The organism is Actinacidiphila glaucinigra (genome assembly GCF_900188405.1).
Lineage (GTDB): Bacteria > Actinomycetota > Actinomycetes > Streptomycetales > Streptomycetaceae > Actinacidiphila > Actinacidiphila glaucinigra.
This window is the reverse complement of sequence record NZ_FZOF01000038.1, coordinates 14,266-32,205: the sequence shown is the minus strand read 5'-3', so window position 1 is coordinate 32,205 and position 17,940 is coordinate 14,266. Positions and strand designations below refer to the sequence as shown.

12 protein-coding genes are annotated in these 17,940 nt (G+C 73.5%); 3 read left to right on the top strand and 9 right to left on the bottom strand.

Annotation, left to right across the window (positions count from 1 at the left end; genetic code table 11):
• Nucleotides 1-43: 43 nt before the first annotated feature.
• The 7 genes from CHF15_RS39925 to eccB form a co-directional block, all read right to left on the bottom strand.
• Complete coding sequence (locus CHF15_RS39925) at nucleotides 44-1,396, bottom strand: S8 family serine peptidase (RefSeq protein ID WP_089228844.1); 1,353 nt, start codon at nucleotides 1,394-1,396, stop codon at nucleotides 44-46.
• Between the two features lie 83 nt (nucleotides 1,397-1,479).
• On the bottom strand, nucleotides 1,480-2,943 hold the full coding sequence (locus CHF15_RS46515) for a hypothetical protein (protein ID WP_089228843.1): 1,464 nt from the start codon (nucleotides 2,941-2,943) through the stop codon (nucleotides 1,480-1,482).
• Nucleotides 2,944-3,024: 81 nt separating this feature from the next.
• Entirely contained in the window at nucleotides 3,025-3,345 is a 321-nt protein-coding gene (locus CHF15_RS39915; protein ID WP_089228842.1) for a hypothetical protein, read from the bottom strand.
• Between the two features lie 22 nt (nucleotides 3,346-3,367).
• The gene (mycP, locus tag CHF15_RS39910) at nucleotides 3,368-4,618 is read right to left on the bottom strand and encodes a type VII secretion-associated serine protease mycosin (RefSeq protein ID WP_245939315.1); all 1,251 of its coding nucleotides are present in this window, start codon (nucleotides 4,616-4,618) and stop codon (nucleotides 3,368-3,370) included.
• Between the two features lie 130 nt (nucleotides 4,619-4,748).
• Nucleotides 4,749-5,039 carry a WXG100 family type VII secretion target gene (locus CHF15_RS39905; protein ID WP_018562629.1) on the bottom strand — a complete coding sequence of 97 codons (291 nt, stop codon included), beginning with the start codon at nucleotides 5,037-5,039 and terminating at the stop codon, nucleotides 4,749-4,751.
• Between the two features lie 74 nt (nucleotides 5,040-5,113).
• Nucleotides 5,114-5,440, bottom strand: coding sequence for a WXG100 family type VII secretion target (locus tag CHF15_RS39900; protein ID WP_026251651.1), 327 nt, complete (start codon nucleotides 5,438-5,440; stop codon nucleotides 5,114-5,116).
• A 229-nt stretch (nucleotides 5,441-5,669) separates the two neighbouring features.
• Nucleotides 5,670-7,202, bottom strand: a complete 1,533-nt coding sequence (eccB, locus tag CHF15_RS39895; RefSeq protein ID WP_089228840.1) for a type VII secretion protein EccB — start codon at nucleotides 7,200-7,202, stop codon at nucleotides 5,670-5,672.
• 265 nt (nucleotides 7,203-7,467) lie between these two features.
• Here eccB and eccE point away from each other — a divergent pair, with 265 nt between their 5' ends.
• From eccE to CHF15_RS39880, 3 genes are all read left to right on the top strand, one after another.
• Nucleotides 7,468-8,805, top strand: a complete 1,338-nt coding sequence (eccE, locus tag CHF15_RS39890) for a type VII secretion protein EccE (RefSeq protein ID WP_179280189.1) — start codon at nucleotides 7,468-7,470, stop codon at nucleotides 8,803-8,805.
• Nucleotides 8,805-9,650: a hypothetical protein gene (locus CHF15_RS39885; RefSeq protein WP_089228839.1), complete on the top strand. Its 846-nt coding sequence runs from the start codon at nucleotides 8,805-8,807 to the stop codon at nucleotides 9,648-9,650. The genes eccE and CHF15_RS39885 overlap by 1 nt, the downstream gene beginning before the upstream one ends.
• A 318-nt stretch (nucleotides 9,651-9,968) precedes the next feature.
• Nucleotides 9,969-12,488, top strand: coding sequence for an SCO5717 family growth-regulating ATPase (locus tag CHF15_RS39880; protein WP_089228838.1), 2,520 nt, complete (start codon nucleotides 9,969-9,971; stop codon nucleotides 12,486-12,488).
• A 77-nt stretch (nucleotides 12,489-12,565) separates the two neighbouring features.
• On the opposite strand, the gene CHF15_RS39875 is transcribed toward CHF15_RS39880, so the two are convergent.
• Both CHF15_RS39875 and CHF15_RS39870 read right to left on the bottom strand, forming a co-directional pair.
• A complete protein-coding gene (locus CHF15_RS39875) occupies nucleotides 12,566-13,522 on the bottom strand; it encodes a bifunctional riboflavin kinase/FAD synthetase (protein WP_089228837.1) in 957 nt (318 codons plus the stop codon).
• A 156-nt stretch (nucleotides 13,523-13,678) separates the two neighbouring features.
• Entirely contained in the window at nucleotides 13,679-17,314 is a 3,636-nt protein-coding gene (locus CHF15_RS39870) for a serine protease (RefSeq protein WP_089228836.1), read from the bottom strand.
• Between the last annotated feature and the right edge of the window lie 626 nt (nucleotides 17,315-17,940).

Sequence of the window (17,940 nt, the reverse complement as noted above, 5' to 3'; positions counted from 1 at the left end):
TGGGGGCCGGTCGGCAGTCCGCGCCGTCCGGCCCCCACGTCGACTACTGGTTCGGCCACCGCCCCGGCGCCTGCGACTGCTGCTGATAGGGGTTGCCGCCCTGCTGGTACTGCGGCTGGTGCGGCGTCCGCCCGTACTGCGGCTGCCCGTCACCGCCCCAGCCGGAAGGCCCCCCGGGCCCGCCCGGGCCGCCACGGTTGCCCTTGTTGCGGCGCGCCAGCTTCACGATCAGGAAGACGACGAGCGCGAGCACCAGCAGACCCACCACGCCGATCACGCCGAGCGCGATGACCTGCTTGCGGTCGGCGGCGGCCTGCTCGTCGTCGCTCATACCGCCGGCGGTGGCGTCGGGGGCGGAGGCGGAGGGGTCGTCCGTGGTGCCCTGGCCGTCGTCGCTCTGCCCGGCCTGCAGCGACTCAGGAACCTTGAGGGGTCCGTAGGTGGGCCCGGCGGAGATGTCCCGGGTGAGGGCGGCCAGCGGCTGGATGAAGCCGTAGCCATAGTGCTCGTCCGGGAGGGAGGCACCCTTCTCCGACGAGGGGAGACCGGCGGACTTGGTCAGGCGGTTGACGATCTGTCCCGCGGTCAGGTCCGGGAACTTGGCCCGCAGGAGGGCCGCCGCAGCGGCCACGAACGCGCTCGCGTCCGAAGTCCCGGTGCCGGAGCGATAGGCCGCGTTGTCCTTGCCCCCGGCGCTCACGATGAATGTTCCAGGGCCCGAGAGCAGCAACTGGGGACCGTGGTTGGACCCCTCCCAGATTTCGGTGTTGTTCTTCACCGCCCCCACCGCGATGGCCCCCGGGTGTCCCGCCGGATAGCGCACCTCGGAACCCTCGTTGCCCGAGGCCGCAACCACGACGACGTTCTTCTTGAGCGCGTAGGCGACGGCTTCCGCCTCCGCGTCGACCTTGACCGCTCCTCCGGACGAGACGTTGATGACGGAGGCCCCGTGGTCAACGGCATACCGGATCGACTCGGCGAATCCGTCGTCGTGGTGTCCGTCGTCGCGGATGTCGAGGATCTTGGCATCCGGAGCGAGTCCCATGACGCCGTCGGCCCCTCCCGGTCCGTGGCCATGGGCCGCGATGATCGAGGCCATCGCGGTGCCGTGGTCGTCGCCGGCCTCAGGAGCGGTGGAGCCACCGTCGATGAAGTCCTTGCCTTCGACCACGTTGCCCTTGAGGTCGACGTGACCGGCGTTGACACCGGAGTCGATGACGGCGACGGTGACGCCCTTGCCCTTGGAGATCTTCCAGATGGATGCGGCGTCGAAGGCCTCCAGCGGCCACTGGTCTTCTCTCGTCTGGTCCGCCGAAGCGGCCGGTGCGGCGGCGAAGACCAGCGCACCCGCGAGCACAACGCCGCCCGCTGAGCGCAGCGTCCGTGTGAAGGCCATCCTTTGTCCTCTCTCAGGCACTGTGGGGGCCACGGCTTCGCCGGCCGAGCCCCCACACTGTTCTACATGCTCCCGGGTTGCCGCTACTCGATGACCCGAGGAGCGTTGTTGCGCTCGGGCGTCCAGGTCTCCTCGTCCTCGACCAGGTAGTCGGGACGCTCGCCCTCGCGCCGCTCTTCCTCTTCCGTACGGTCGGTCTGGCCGCGACCCATCATGCGGTTCGCGCCCCTGCCGGCGTTGCCGCCGCTGCCGGCACCCGCCGCGCCACGGCTCCTGTGCAGGCCCGAACCCCCCGGCGTACCGCGGGTGCCCGAACCGGTGCCCTTGGCCGCACCGACGACGCCGCCGCCACGGCGGGCGAGGCTGCCGCCTCGACCGGCGGCCGCGCCGCCCCTGCCGCCCGCACCCGCGCCGGCGCCACCGGCGCCGGGCATACCGCCGCGGCCCGCAGCGCCACCGCGACCGGCTCCCGCCGCTCCCGCACCACCCGCCATGCCGCCACGTCCGCCGAGACCGCCCAGGGCACCCGGAACACCCGCGCCCGCGCCCGCGCCGGCCGAGCCACCGGCACCCACGCCACCGGCTCCGCCGACTCCGCCTCCGGCGCCCGCGGTCCCGCCGGCGTACCCGCCGGCGCCGGTCGTGCCTCCGGCGATGCCGTCGATCGCCGTACCCACCTGCGGCTTGGTACTGGCCACCGGCTTCTGTACACCGCCGGTGATGCCGGATTCACGGGGCGACTTCACCTCGCGCGACGGTGTGAGGGTGCCGGTGGTGCCCCCCGTCCTGCCTCGGCCGGGGTCACCGGGCCGGGGGCTGCCGACCTCGGAGGGGATCGGCATGGGTACGGGCGCGACGCCGCCCGGGTCTCCCGGGTAGTCGTCCCCCTCGTCGTATCGCTTGGGCATCGGCTTCTTCGTCCACGACCCCATCGACATGGACTGCGCGTTGTAGCCCGCGCCGAGCTGCTCCATCTTCACAGCCATCTCGAGCTGTGCTTCCTTGCCCGCCGACAGCGAGCCGCGGTTCTTGTCGAGCGCGGACTGCGTGCCCATCCCGTTGCCGAGGTCGGAGTGAAGCTGCGCGTCGCTGCGGTCGAACCCGTCGCCGAGGGCGTCTCCGAAGCTGGACATGGTGCCCGGCTTCTCCATCGCGTCGACCTGCGGCTTGATCGTCTTCAGGACAGACGCCGCGTTGGTCATCGCCTGCGACGTGTACCGCGCGTACGTCGAGCAATCGCTGATCATCTTGGTGATGACCTTGGCCTGGGCCTTGAAGCCCTCGGCCGCCGCACCGTCCCAGTGCTGGGTGATGTGCTCGACCGCCGCGTCGAACACCGACTTGGCACTGCCCGAACCCACGACCAGCTGATCGTGCACCTGCATCCAGCCCTTGGCGCAGGACTCGACCTCGGCATGGTCGGCGTTGGCGAGCATGCCCTTCATCTGGTCCATGTTCTTGCCGCCGGCGAAGTCGGTGGTGTGCTCACCGGCGTAGCACTGGGTCGGGGCGTTGTACTCGTAGTACGTCCCCTCGTTGTCAGTCATGATGCGTTACCCCCTTGGCGACCGGCACGACGTTCCTCACTGCCCTCACTGCTGCGGTCCCGTCCACGCCCATGGTCCCGTTCACTGACCTGATCCGGACATGCCGCCCTGCGCGTCGTATTCGGCGTCCGAATAGTGTCCGTGGACCTTCTTCGTCTTGCCGCCGAAATCGTTCATGACATCGTGGATGTAGGCGACGACCGCCTCGATGTGCGTCTTCATGCCCTCGTGCGCACGCGTCAGTTGCTCTGCCTCTTCGAATCCGGCGCCGAGCGCTCCGGGAGGGAGGTAGGTGTCGTTCTTGGCACAGACGTTGGCCACACCCAGTTGGCTGATGACGCCGTTGAGCTTGGTGATCGTGTCCTCTAGCTCACTCAGATCGACCTTGTACTGGTCACTCATCGTGTCGCTTCCCCGTTCCTACTCATGTGTTGATCCCTCGCTTGCGACGCCAGTCGCCCAGCACCACGCCGCCGCCCACCAGCAGCGCGACACCGCCCGCGGCGCCGCCGACCGTGTAGACCGCGTAGCGCTCGGTGCGTTCCTTGGGGCTCTCGCCGAGAATGACGGTCGCCGCCTCGATCTTCTCGCGGGCCCCGGCGTTGACCACGGGGTCCGGCGTCGGGGCGTCCTTCGGGGTGGTGGCGTCGTCGTTGACGGCGGCCACGGGATCGATGACGCCCCAGCCGACGAAGTCGTCGCGGCCCGGCTTGCCGCGGTCCGCGGTCTGCTCGATCTGGGTGATGACCTGGCGGTACGTCCAGTCGGGGTGCTTGGCCCGGATGAGGGCCGCGACGCCGGCGACGTACGGCGCGGAGAAACTGGTGCCCTGGTCGATGCAGTGGCCGCCGAAGGGGACGGTGGAGACCATGTCGACGCCGGGAGCGGCGACGCCCACGAACGGGCCGGGCTGCGAGAAGTTGGCGCGGGCGTTGTCGCGGTCGGAGGCGCCGACCGCGAGGACGCCGTCGTAGGAGGCGGGGTAGGTCAGCTTGACCTCGCCGCTCGCGCCGTCGTTGCCCGCGGAGGCGACGATCAGGGCGTCGCGCTCCTTGGCGTACTCGACGGCCTGCTCCAGTGCCGAGTCGGGCGGCATCGCGGTGGCGGTGTCCTGCGAGATGTTGATGACCTTGGCGCCCTGGTCCGCGGCGTGCCTGATCGCCTTGACCATGGTCCTGACCGTGCCGCCGCCCTGGTTGTCGTTCTGGCGGATGGCGAGGATCGAGGCGCGCGGGGCGATGCCGACGAAGCCGGTGTCCTTGGCGGGCCGGGCGGCGATGATGCCGGCGACCTTGGTGCCGTGGCCGACCGGGTCCTTGGTGCCGTCGCCCTTGTCGTCGATCAGGTCCTCGCCGCCGCCGAACTTGATGGCGGTGGCGAGCTGCCTGTTGCCCTTGTCGACGCCCGTGTCGATGACAGCGACGACCACCCCGAGGCCCTGGGTGTCCTTCCACAACTGGTCCAGGACGATGCGCTGCAGCGACCAGGGCCTGCCCTTGATCACGTCGGACGGGAAGGAGCACTGGGTGTCGTCGATCTGGAAGCGCTCGGAGTCGCCGTCGTCGGCGAGGACCGTGCGTACGTCACCGACGGCCGGTGCATGGGCGGCACCGGAGGCCGGCAGGCCGAGGGCGGCGAGCGCCGCTGCTGCGGCGATTGCGGCGGAGCGCCTCACGGCGTGCGATCCCACTGGTGTTCCGTCCTCCCGTTGTGTGCGGTTCGTGGTCAAACCGCCGACGAGGGCGAGCACGTACGTCTTCCGTACACGCCCGCCCTCATCACGTACTACGCGGCCAGGCGCGCAGTCAGCCCCAGATCTGCCGGTTCTTGTTCTCGGTGGCCTGGTAGTTCTGCGCGGCCGTGTCGAGGGCACGGGCGATGGCCTCCAGCGTCTGGTGCATGGACGCGGCGCGCTGGTCCCACTCGGTCTGCTTGGCGCGGTAGGCCTCCTGCGCGGAGCCTTCCCACGTCGTCGCGATCTTCTTCACGCCGGCCTCGAGGTCGTCCAGCTGGCGCTTGATGTTGTTGGCCGTCGTCCGCACGTCGGTCGCGGCCTGGGAGATGGTCTGGAAGTTGACCAGGATCTGCCCGGACATGTGATGTCTCCTCAGATGTTGGATTCGGACGCGTGATCCGGCCGGCGCGGCGTCAGGTCACCGCGCGGGGACGGTCATCCGAACGGGTTGCCACCCTGCGCCGAGATGCCCTGGATGGACGCGCGCTGCTCCTCTTCCGAGGCGGAGTAGTTCTTGGTGCTCGCGTCCACGGCTTCCTTGATGTCGCCCAGGATCTGGTTGATCTTGTTGGCGTCCTGGTTCACCTGCGACTGCAGGTTGTTGTACGCCGTCGCGGCGGAGCCCTTCCACCCGGAGGTAATCGTGTCGATCACGGTCTGGAGGCGGCGGATCTCGCCCTGGATCGAGGAGTTGACCGTGGAGATGCGGTTGCTGAACGCAACCATCTCCTCCTCGGTCATGGTGAACTGCTGTCCAGCCATGTGTCGCGTCCCCCATGAGACGTAGAAGATCGGATTCGACGTACATCGGAAGATGTCGCCGCTCTTCAACTCTAGCCAATAGCAGTGACAAGGCGAACAGATACCCGGTTCCGTATCGGGATCCTGACCTTCATCACCAAACCCTCACGGTGCCACGGGTGTTGATGGCTTGGCCAATGGATTGTCCAATAGTCAATCAATACCCGTGAACGTCCGCCGAAATGCCAGTTCAGGAGCCCTGAGCCTGCTTCGCCGCGTTCACGTCGAGCGTCGGCCCGCTCGCGAGGAGGTCCGACCAGATCCGCGGTACCGGCACCGGGGAGTTCTTCGCGTAGCCGAGCTTGGTCTGCACGACGCCGACCTCGTCGTCCTGCTTCGCGGCGCCGCCGCTGTCGCTGTCGCCGGTCGTCGGCACCGAGTAGCGCAGGCCGGTGTCGGTGACCAGGAAGATGGACCCGATGCGCTTGTCGGTACCGTCGTACGCCTTGTAGAAGATGCCGCTACCTGGCGAGACGTAGGTGTTCGTACCGCTCTGCGCCACGTCCCGGGGGAACTTCCTCCCTGCCCACATGGTCATCGCCGGCATCTTGGTGAGCTTGTCGTCGACACCGCTGTACACGCTGCAGGCGACCCTGCGGCCGTCCTTCTCGTCCTGGGTGTTGGCCTGCGTGACCGCCTTCTCGGGCCAGCCGAGCTCGTCCATGAAGGTCTCGCTCGCCCGGGCCGAGGTGACTTCGCCCACGTTGACGGAGACGGCCTCCGGCGACCCGTCGTACAGGGAGCTCGCCTGAGGGCTGTTCAGCAGCAGCTTCGCCATGAAGTCGGTGACGCGGACGACCCGGTCCCGCTGCACCACGTACTGGTCGTTGTTGGCCTTCAGCACCAGGCCGACCTTGGCGTGCTCGGGGCTCAGCCCCGGGGCGGTGGACGCCTCGCCCATGCCGTCGACCGTCGGGAAGGAGATGCCGGCGCCCGGCACGTTGTTGAGGGTCGACAGGAAGTCGGCGTCGACCTTCTGCGGCTGGGCGGAGGCGCCGAAGATGACCTGGCGCAGGGTGTTGACCACGTCCGGCTGCTGCTTCCAGCCGGGGCCGCCGAGCAGGTAGGTGAAGCCCCGGTCCGTCACCAGGTACTGGGCGCCGCCCGGCACCTCGATGTACATGGCCTCGTCGTCGCGGAGCCGGTTCCCGCCGCCGACGAGGGCCGCCTCCTTGGGCTTCTGCTGGTTGACGACGAGGACCGCGCGCTGCGCCGAACGGTCCGTGCCGCCGCCCGGGGTCTCGCACAGCGCCCACGTCTTGGGCTTGCCCGCGTCGGCCTGACCGGGCAGCCGGTCCGGGGCGTAGGGGATGCCGATGGTGGTGCCCAGCGTCATGCCGCTGTTGTCGAGCACCGACTCCTTGACCTTGATGACCTCGAACTTCTCGGGGTCGAGCAGCAGTCGGGCGGAGGCGAGGTTGAGCACGGGGTGCAGCTGGGCCTCGCCGTTGGTCCTCAGCACGACGTACCGCGTGGTGGACTCGTCGCCGACGATGACCTTCTGGGCGGGGGTGTCCCAGCCCTTGGGCGCGGCAGGCTTCAATATGCCCCAGAATCCGAAGCCCACGACGACCAGCAGGCCCACGACGAGGCTCGGGGCGACGGTCTTGAGCGGACGCGGCGCGGCCTCCTCCGAACCGTGCGGGGAGGGCTGGAGGAACGCGGCCACCGTGCGCCTGCGCGCGAACGAGTAGGCGTTCAGCTCATCCCTACGTGTCGCCATCCCTGCGTCAACTCCCCGTATGTCGATGCTTGTTACGGCGCTCCCCGGACCCGTCCGTCCGCTGCGTGGCGGCTGTGGCGAGGGGGACCCCTACTATGCCGTGTGACGATCGCACCGTACGGTACGGGGTAGCGCGATCGGCCCGCCAGCGGCACCCTGAGCGTCCCGCGCCGGCCGGGCGAGCGGACGCCAGCGAGCGCCGGTCGGCGCGGGACGCCGCCCACGCGGCACAGGTACCGGCAGGAGCAGAAGGGTTGTACGGGGGATGACCACGGCGACCAGGTCCCGGCGCAGTCCGGGCGACGAACCAGCGCAGCAGCACAACGGGCCCCCCGGGGACGCCCCGGGCGGCGCCCCCGCGGCGCGGGCCGGGGCCGCGGCGCCGGTGATGACCCGCAGGCCGGGGAGCATAGGCCCGGTGCGGGTGCAGCAGCTCGTACTGATCGAGCTGGCACTCGCACTGCTGCTGGGCGGCTGGCTGATCCACGAGGTGGCCGGGCCGGTCGTGGCCGCGGTCATCGCACTGCCGCTCGTGCTGTTCGGCCTGCTGCGCCGGCGCGGCCGCCCGATGCCGGAGTGGATGTCCGCCGCCCGCGCGCTGAAGGCCCGTCAGCGGCGCAACGCCGTCGGCGTCCCGCAGGGGACCGACCCCGGTTTTGTGCCGGCCGTGGAGTGCGATCCGGCACTTCGCACCTACGGGTACACCGACGAGCGCGAGCAGCGCGAGATCGGCATGATCGGCGACGGCACCTTCCTGACCGCGGTCGTCCAGGTGCAGGCGGTCGACGAGCCGCTGCGGCCGGCCCGCGGCGTCCGCTCGCTCCCCCTGGACCTGCTGAACGGCCTGCTGACGGTGGACGACATCCGGCTCGCGTCGGTCCAGGTCGTCCAGCACACCCAGCCCGCACCCGCCCCGCACCTGCCCCCGCAGGCGGTGGCCGCGCGCTCCTACGCGCCGCTGCAGGCGCAGAGCCGGACGCCGGGGCTGCGGCTCACCTGGATCGCGATCAAGCTCGACCCCGAACTGTGCCCGGAGGCGGTCCAGGCGCGCGGCGGCGGCATGGCCGGGGCGCGGCGCGCCCTGCTGAGGGCCGCCGACCACCTGGTGAGCCGGCTGGTGGGCACCGGCCTCGAGGCCCGGGTGCTGTCCGAGCCCGAGATCGTCGCCGCCGTGGCGACGTCGAGTTGTGTGAACCCGCTCGCCACGACGGGCGGTGCCGCCCTCGACGGCAGCCGCCAGGCGCGCCGCACCTCGGAGAGCGCGCGGGCGTGGCGGTGCGACGACCGCTGGCACTCCACCTACTGGGTCGGCCGCTGGCCGCAGTTGGGCTCCGGCGCCACCGCGCTGCCCGACCTGGTCGGCCTGCTGACCTCCTCCCCCGCGCTGGCCAGCACCTTCTCGCTGGTCCTGGCACCGGGCGGCAGCCGGGCCACGCTGCTGTCGGGGTACGTACGGCTGACCGGCCGCAGTGAGAACGAACTGGTCGAGGCGCGACGTCAGTTGGAGGACAACGCGCACGCGTCCCGGCTGAGCCTGGTGCGGCTGGACCGCGAGCAGATACCCGGCGTCCTCGCCACGCTGCCCCTGGGAGGTACCCGCTGATGTCGGCTCCGACCGTTCCCGCCTTCGGCGGCCAGCGCCCCGGTGCGGGCTCCGGCTTCCCCGCCGGCGCCGAACCGCGCCCCTCCCACCTGCCGCAGGGCTCCGACCCGCGCGGCTCCTCGCTCGCCGGCGCCGGACGGCGCACGCTGCGTGCCGCGTTCGGGCTGCTCGGGCCGCGCCGCGAGCGCCACACCCTGGCTCCCGGACAACTCGCCGGGCTGTCCCTGCCGATCGGTGACGACGGTGTCGTCATCGGGATCGACGCCGCCGGCGGGCCCGCCGTGCTGGCGCTGAGCCGCCCGGCCCGGCTCGACGTGGTGCTGGTCGGCAGCATGTGGCTGGCGCAGGTGCTGTCGCTGCGCGCGGCCGCGACCGGCGCACGGGTCGCGGTGGAGACCGCCCGTCCCCAGTCGTGGGCGCCGATGGCGCAGGCGGCGGGCGGCGGCCAGCAGTGCGTGACGGTGCACGAGGTGGGGCGGATCGCCCCGCAGGGCCCCTCGGTGCACAGCCCCGTCGTCATCGTCCGTGACTGCGGCGCCCGTCCGCCGCGCAGCCGGGTGGCGGCGCAGTCCTGGCAGTCGGTCATGACGCTGCTGCCGTACCTCGGGCCGTCGGCCCCGCGGTTGCTCGCCGGCGCCGACGTGGTCGGGCTGCAGCGGGTCTCGCCCCAGGAGGCCGAGGTCATCGGCCAGATCATGGGGCTCTCGGAGGCCGACGTGACCGCGCTGCCGACGCTCGGCGACAACGTGACGATGTGGTGCACGCGCAGGCACCGGCAGTTCGTCATGACGCAGCCCACCGACGCGGAGTCCGGCCTGCTCGGCCCGGCCCGGCGCGTGGACTGATCCCGGGGCGAATGGTCGGGACGTTCGGGACGCTCTCGTGCCGCGGCGGTTTCCGGGCCGCGGCACGGGGCATGGGGCACAGGGGTCCCTGGATCCGCAGCGGTCGCGTCAACTCGCCGACGGTGCCGCCCTCGTAGGGGGCAAATGGGGCATGACGACGGCGTGCCTGCCGTGATGCCCGCGGCGCTTGCCCTACCCGCGGGCCGGGTGATTAGGCTCTTCCGGAGTTGCCGCGGCCGTGCCGTGGGAACTCGGAGACGGGGGAATCGCGTCCGCTCCGACGGACCGGGCGCGTACATCAGTTGACCAGGAGGCACAGTGAGCAGCGATCAGGACGACATCCGCACGGGCGGGGCCGTCCCGGACGGGGATCAGTCCGACGCGGACCTCACGGGCGAGTTCCAGATCGACTACGCGCCGCCGTCCTGGTACACGCAGCAAGCGGGAGGGAGCACGCCGCCTCCCCCTGCCCCGGGCCCTCCGGTGAGCCCGCCGCCGCCCGTCGGTCCCCCGGTGGGCCCGCCGGTCGAACCGCCGGTGGCGCCTCCGGTGGTGGTCGCGGCCGAAGCGGCGTCGCCGCAGGAGCCGCAGCACCCCGAGCAGCCGCCCGCACCCGCGCCCACGCCGGCACCCGCGGAACCGCAGCCGGCGCCGGTGGTCCCCGACACCGCCCGTGAGGCCGCCGCGGCGGCGGTCTTCGCCGACCCCGGGCCCGCCCGGACCGAGGAACCGCGGCCGCAGGAAGCGCAGTCGGCGCAGGAGCCCGCCCCGGTCGCGGCCGAGGCGACGCCCGCTCCCGCGGAGCCGGACCCCGCGCCCCGACCCGAGCCGACGCCCGAGGTGGAGGCCGCGGCCGGCCCTGAGCAGCAGGCCCAGGCCCAGCCGCCCGTCACCCCGGCACCGCCCACCCCGGCACCGCCCGCCCCGGCACCGCAGTCCCAGGTGCCGCCGCTGCCGCCGGAGTACCAGCCGGCCACCCCGCAGGAGGCGCCGCAGCAGGGGTACGGCTACCCGCAGCCGCCGCACCAGGGCGCGCCGTGGGGCGACCCCAGCACGCCCGCACCGCAGCAGCCGTACGGTTACGGCTACCCCCAGCAGGCCCCGCCGCCGCACGGTTACGGCTACCCCCAGCCGCCGCACCAGGGCGCACCCTGGGGCGACCCCAACGCGCAGCAGCCTCCCCAGCCGCAGCCCCAACCGCCGTACCCGCAGCAGGGATACGGCTACCCGCAGCCCGGACCCGGCCCGCACGCCCAGCCGCAACCGCCGCAGCCCCAGCCCCAGCCGCCCATGCCGCCGTACGGGCAGCCGGGCCCGCACCAGCCCCCGGCTCCCGCGCCCGGTCCTTACCCGCAGCAGGGGCAGCAGCCGATGCCGCCGTACGCCGACGGTGCGAACCCCCCGGCCCCGCCGCACGGTTACGGCTACCCGCAGCCCGGGCCCGGCCCGTACGCCCAGCCCCAGCCGCCCCAGCCCCAGCCGCAGCCGCCGGTGCAGCCGCAACCTCAGCCCCACCACCAGCCGCCGGTCCCGCCCCAGCAACAGCAGCAGCCCACCCCGCCGGTGGACCCGCGCACGGCCGCCGGCTGGGGCGGCCCCGGTCCGGAGCAGCAGCAGCGCGTCATGCACGGCGCCCCGCTCGGCTACAACGCGGCCGTGGAGCTGTCCTCGGACCGGCTGCTGCGCCAGCAGCCGAAGGCGCGCAAGAACAACAACCAGCCCTCGCGGTTCAAGATCGGCGCCAAGAAGGAGGAGCAGGAGCGCCAGCGCAAGCTGGAGCTGATCCGCACCCCGGTGCTCTCCTGCTACCGGATCGCGGTGATCAGCCTCAAGGGCGGCGTCGGCAAGACGACGACCACCACCGCCCTGGGGGCCACGCTCGCGTCCGAGCGCCAGGACAAGATCCTGGCCATCGACGCCAACCCGGACGCCGGCACCCTCGGCCGCCGCGTGCGCAGGGAGACCGGCGCGACGATCCGGGACCTCGTCCAGGCGCTGCCGCAGCTCAACAGCTACATGGACATCCGCCGCTTCACCTCGCAGGCGCCCTCCGGTCTGGAGATCATCGCCAACGACGTGGACCCGGCCGTCTCCACCACCTTCAACGACGAGGACTACCGCCGTGCGGTGGCCCTGCTCGGCCAGCAGTACCCGATCATCCTCACCGACTCCGGCACCGGTCTGCTCTACAGCGCCATGCGCGGCGTGCTCGACCTGGCCGACCAGCTGATCATCGTCTCGACTCCGTCGGTGGACGGTGCCAGCAGCGCCAGCACGACCCTGGACTGGCTCGGTGCGCACGGCTACGCCGACCTCGTGCAGCGCAGCCTCACGGTGATCTCGGGGGTCCGCGAGACCGGGAAGATGATCAAGGTGGACGACATCGTCGCGCACTTCGAGACCCGCTGCCGCGGCGTGCTCGTCGTGCCCTTCGACGAGCACCTGGCCGCGGGCGCCGAGGTCGACCTCGACATGATGCGGCCGAAGACCCGGGAGGCGTACTTCCACCTGGCGTCGCTGGTCGCCGAGGACTTCGTCCGCGCCCAGCAGGCGCAGGGCGTCTACCCGCCCCAGCAGCAGATGCCGCAGCAGCAGGGCGGCTACCCGCAGCAGCAGGGGCAGCAGCCTTACCCGCCCCAGCAGCCGATGCCCCCGCAGCAGGGCGGCTACCCGCCGCAGCAGCCGCCGTACGGGCAGCCGGCGCCGCCGCCCCCGCCGCCGCAGGGCGGCATGCCGCAGGGCTGGACCCAGCAGCCGCCGCCCCCGCAGGAGGCGCAGCCCGGGCAGCAGCCCCAGGCGCCGGGGCAGGTCCCGCCCGGCTGGACCCAGCAGCAGTGACGGAAAGGGCCCGCCCCGCCATCGTGGCGGGACGGGCCCTTTCGCCGGTCGGCCGGCGGCGCTCGGGCCGTGCGGGCTCAGCCGGTGGCGTCGTGGGCGTCGACGAGCTCCCGGGCGCGCTTGACGTCGTCGGCCATCCGCTCCAGGAGCGCGTCGATCGTGTCGAACTTCTCCATGCCGCGCAGGTAGGCGAGGAAGTCGACGGCGACGTGCAGCCCGTACAGGTCCAGCCCGACCCGGTCGATGGCGTACGCCTCGACGGTGCGGGCGGTCCCGTCGAAGGTGGGGTTGGTGCCGACGGAGATCGCGGCGGGCATGGCCTCGCCCTCCACGTGCAGCCAGCCGGCGTAGACCCCGTCGGCGGGGATCGCGGTGTGCGGCAGCGTCTCGACGTTCGCCGTCGGATAGCCGAGGTCACGCCCGCGCTGGGCCCCGCGGACGACCACGCCCTCGACCCGGTGCGGCCGGCCGAGGATCTCGCGCGCGCCCGCCACGTCGCCCTCGGCGATCAGGCGGCGGGTCATGGAGGAGGAGAACGGCTGGCCGCCGCCCGCCTCGCCCGTCAGGTAGAGGTCGACGACGTCCACCTCGTAGTCGTACTTGAGTCCCATCGCGGACAGGAACTCCACGTCACCGGCGGCCTTGTGCCCGAAGCGGAAGTTCGGGCCCTCGATGACGGCCCGCGCGTGGAGCGCGTCGACGAGCACGGTGCGGATGAAGTCGCCCGGCGAGAGCTGCGAGAACTCGGTCGTGAACGGCAGGATCAGCAGGGCGTCCACGCCCAGCTCCGCCATCAGCTCGGCGCGGCGGTGGTGGGCCGCCAGCAGCGGCGGGTGGCTGCCGGGGCGGACGACCTCGCTGGGGTGCGGGTCGAAGGTGACGACGACGGATGCGGCGCCCAGCTCGCGGGCGCGCTCCACGGCCCTGCCGATGATCAGCTGGTGCCCACGGTGGACGCCGTCGTACGAGCCGATGGTGACGACGCTGCGTCCCCAGTCCTCGGGGACGTCCTCCAAGCCTCGCCAGCGCTGCACAGTGACCGCTCCTCGACCGCCGATGGTTCTTCGATGTGCAGGTCCAAGCCTGCCATGCCGGGAAGCCCACCGGCGCGGCGCCCCCGGTGACGGGGCCGTTCCGGATCCCGCACGGCCCCTTCCGGCGGCGTATCGCCCGCGACGGCGGGCCGCCGGTCACAGGCCCACCGCTTCCGCGGGGGCGAGCTGGTCGCACATGCGCCGGGCGCTGGGGCCGATGACCGCGTCCCACGCTCCGGGGCCTGCGACGTCGAGGCCGTCGGCGGCCAGCCACCCGCGTACCTGCCGGCCGAATCCGGGCGAGCCGCTCACCAGCTGCACCAGCCGCCGGTCGAAGAGGGCCGCGCCCTCGGGTGTACGGCAGAGCAGGAGGCCGACCCGGTGCACCAGGTCGCGGGTCGCCGGGGCCGGCCGCCGGGCGCATCCGTCGGCGGCCGCGGTGAGGAGGGCGTCCAGCACGGCCGGGTCGCGCTCCTGGTCCAGCAGTACGTCCAGCAGCTCTTGGCGCAGCGGGCGCGAGGCATGGCCGCCCGGAGCGGCCAGCACGGGCGCCAGCACCCTGCGCACCTGCGGGGGATGCTCCCGCAGCAGGCCCGTGACCAGGGGGAGGAGCACCGCGCGGGCGGCCGGACCGTGCTCCAGGCGGCGGTCAAGGTAGGCCGCCGCGTGCGGGGCGTCCTCCGGGCGGTGGCCGAGGTGGTCCCACACCAGGGCGGCGGCCCGGCGGGACAGCGCCGGGGTGGACACCTCGGCCAGCTCGCGCAGGACCTCCGCGACACCCGGGCCGGGTTCGCGCAGTCGGGAGTGGAAGGCGGCGAGCACCTGCTCCGGGTGGGTGGGCAGGGCCGCGGCGAGCGCCGCGGCCGGCAGCAGCGGATCGCCCGCCGCGAAGCCGTCCAGGGCGGCGCGCAGATGGAGCGAACGGGTCGCCGGATCCCGCACCAGGAGGCCGAGCGCGGCTCCGTGCAGGGCGCGGTCGGCCGGTCTGGCCAGGATCGCCAGGGCCGCGTAGCGCAGCAGCTCGCGGTCGGCGGCGAGCACGGCGTGCGGGGCGGCCAGCAGACCGTAGGTGGCCGCAGCGGTGTGCCGCTCCGGCCGGTCGTCGTGGGCCCAGCGGTCGACGGCGCGGCACACGGCGGACGGTTCGTCCTCGGCGAGGGCCGCCAGCAGTTCCCGGGCGCGGGCGTGGTCCGTGGCGGCCAGCGCCTCGGCGAGGTCGTCCACGGCCTGCCGCCGGTGGGTGTGGAGCAGGGCCTGCGCCGCGGTGGCGACCGTCGGCCGGGGGTCGCGGGGCCCGCACTGCAGCAGCCGTTCGTCGGTGAACCAGTCGCACAGCGCGGGCAGCGACGGCCGCGGCGCCCCGGTCAGCACCTCGCCGGCCGCCGTCAGGAACCGCTCCCGCGTGCCGTCCGCGGCGCGCGGCGGGCCGTCGGCGGGCAGCAGGAGCCGCAGCAGTGCCAGGCGCTCCTCCGGAGGGAGCCGCAGCCGCCGCCAGAACCACGGCCCGAACTCCCCCAGCCCCGCGCCCTCGTGGAAGCCCCCGGCCTCGATCGAGCGGGCGGTGACGCGTTCCGCCAGCAGCCGCAGCACCTCCCGGTACGGCGTCGCGTCCGGCACCCCGAGCAGGGTCTCGCCCAGCAGGTGCGCCGCCCACCACACCGCGTCCGCGCGCCGTGCGGCCGCCCGCCCCGCACCGTCGCCCTCACCGCGCGGCCGGGGCACCCCGTCCAGCAGGACGGTCGCGGCGGCGTCGCGGTCGAGCACGAGGACCAGCTGCCGCAGCCGCCGCGCGAGGGTCTCCGGCCCGGAGCGCCGCGCGGTGAGCAGCAGCGCCTGCACGACGGGGCCGATGCGGTGCCGCGGCACGGGAAGGCAGCGCGGCGCGGAGGGCGGGGCGAGCGGCGGCGCGGGCGGCACCGGCGGCACGGCGCAGTGCCGCGGCTGCGCCGCGGCCCGGGCGGGCAGCCGTACGGGGGCGTCGGCACAGCCGTCCCGGTCACCGGTCGACCAGCGGTGGACGAGGGCGTACAGCGCCCCGTCCAGGTCGAGTTGGCAGCCCTGCAGCCAGTCCCCGAACTCCTCGTGCGCGAAGCGGTACCCGGCACCGGCCGGCACCACGAGCCCCTCCGTGAGCACCGCCGCCGCCCAGCCGGCGCGCCACGGGAACAGCTCCTCGAAGGACGCCCGGTCCAGTTCGCCCTGCCCGGGGCCCAGGCAGCGCCGGGCCGCCTCGTGCGCCTGCCCCGCGACCCGGGCGGCCAGCCGCCGTACCTCCGTCGGCCGCGCGGGGGCCGTGGCGGCCGCGATGCGGCCCGCGATCCGCAGACACAGCAGGTCCAGGTGGGCGGAGAAGACCTCCGCCCGGCCAGGCCGTCCCATGAGGCCGCCGCCGGCGTCCCGGACATCCGCCAGCAGCCGCAGCGCCAGCGGATGCGCCGCGTCCTGCTCGGCGAGGGCGCCGGCGGGCAGTCCGTGACGCTCCCGGACGAGCCGCGCGGGCTCCTCCGGCAGGGCGCCGAGGCGGAGGCACGCGGGCAGCGCCCGCGCGCCCGGTGGGGTGCCGGCGTCGTGGAGCAGACCGGGCGGGAAGAGCACGCCGGCCTGCTCCCAGTACTCGGGACGGCACGCCACGATCAGCCGCACCCCGGCCGACCGCAGCCAACGCGCCGTCTGCGCCGTCCACTCGGGCAGCGCGTGGGCGAGCAGCGGCGGCATCTCCTCGGGAGCGTCCAGCACGACGAGCAGCGGTCGCCCCACGGCGCGCGCCAGGCGGGCGACGGCATCGGGCGACGCGTCGGCCGGTGCGCGATCCGGCGCCGTCCCGGCGTGCACGACGCGCCCCGCGGCGGCCAGCGCCCGCTCCACGGCCTCCCTCAACCCCGCGTCCCCCGCGCGGAGTTCGGCCCCCCTCAGCCACACCGTGGGCGCCGGGTCCGGGCCCGCGGCACGCCGGGCGGCCAGCGCCTCCAGCTCGGTCGTACGGCCACTGCCGGGGGCGCCCACCAGCCCGAGCACGGAGGCGCACCCCTCCCCCGTGAAGCGCGCCAGCTCCGCCTCCGTGTCGGGGCGTACGACGGCCTCTCGCCAGGCCCGCGGCCGGGCCGCGGAAGCGACGGAGGTCGCGGTCAGCTGCAGCGCCCCGGCGATGTTCAGGTGCGGCCCGTACACGGGCACTGTCGCCGCGTTGCGCGCCAGCGCCTCCCCGAGCACCCCGCCCTCCGCGGGCGCCCGCAGCGGCACCGCGAATCCGCCCGCGCGACGCCCCGCGTGCAGCGCGGTCACGACGACACCGTGCACGGCACCGGTCTCCGCGTCGATCACCGGCTCCCCCGAGGCGACCGCGCGCAGCGGCTCGTCGTCCCCGCGCGCGCCGGCGAGCTCGTACGCCGCGTCGAGCAGGTGGAAGCGGTCCGTCGCGGTGTACGTCACCGGCGCCGTCCCCGCGATCGCGGCCTCCACCCAGGCCGCGCCCCGCAACCGCACCGCCCTCCCGGGCCCCGCGGTCCGCGCGAACCCGGCCACGGGCAACGGCGGTACGTCCAGCCCCTCCGTCGCCACGAGCGCGAGCCCCAGCTCCGGCAGCGGTGTGATCGCGTGCGCCTCGACGAGGGTCGTCTGTTCCCCGTGCGCGTGCAGCACGAGCCGCACCAGTCCGTCCACGGCCTCGTGGCTCGTCACGAGCGTCCCGCGCCCGTCCCGCGCCTCGACGAGGAACCCCGTCCCCCGCGGCCGTCCGGCCAGGTCACGGACGCGCACCAGCGCCCTGTCAACATCGGCGGACAGCACCGCCATCTGCGCACCTCCCCGCCACAGTGCCCGTTTCGACCGTAGACGTCCGTTGATCGACAGAACAGATCCCATGTCGAAAGCGCCCCCAAGCGCTCCCTCTCTTCACTCCGAGCGCCTGCCCGTTGGAGTGAATCGATCTTGCGGGGTGGATAGGGACGGGGGGAGGGGGGATCGTGCAGCGCGGGCCGCCAGGGGGGAGGGCCCGCGCTTCACGGTTGCGCCGCGAAGCCCTCCGGGGTGCGTTCTGTTGGGCCCGGTGGGTGTGTGCGGGCCGGTTGTTGGGTGCGGGTGCGTCGTGGTTGCGGTTGGGGGTTCACCCGCCCGCCCTCCCGATTGCCCCGGATGGTTGGTGCGGGCCTGCGCGCGTGCGTAGTGGGCCGGGGGCGGGGCCTCCGGGGCTGGGCATTCTGTACCGCATATTTATGTGCATGGCGGGCGGCCCAAGTCGGGCCCCGGATGCCGCACAACAAATACACGTCAGCGTCCAGAACGCCCACCCCTACGACCCCGCCCCCTCCGTTTCGTCGGGCGACAACGGCCGGAGGGTGGTGAGGGGGGCTCCCCTCCCCGCACCGCTGGGAACTGCCCTCAGCGGGGGGTCTTTCGGCCGAAGGCCGAGCAAGAGTGCA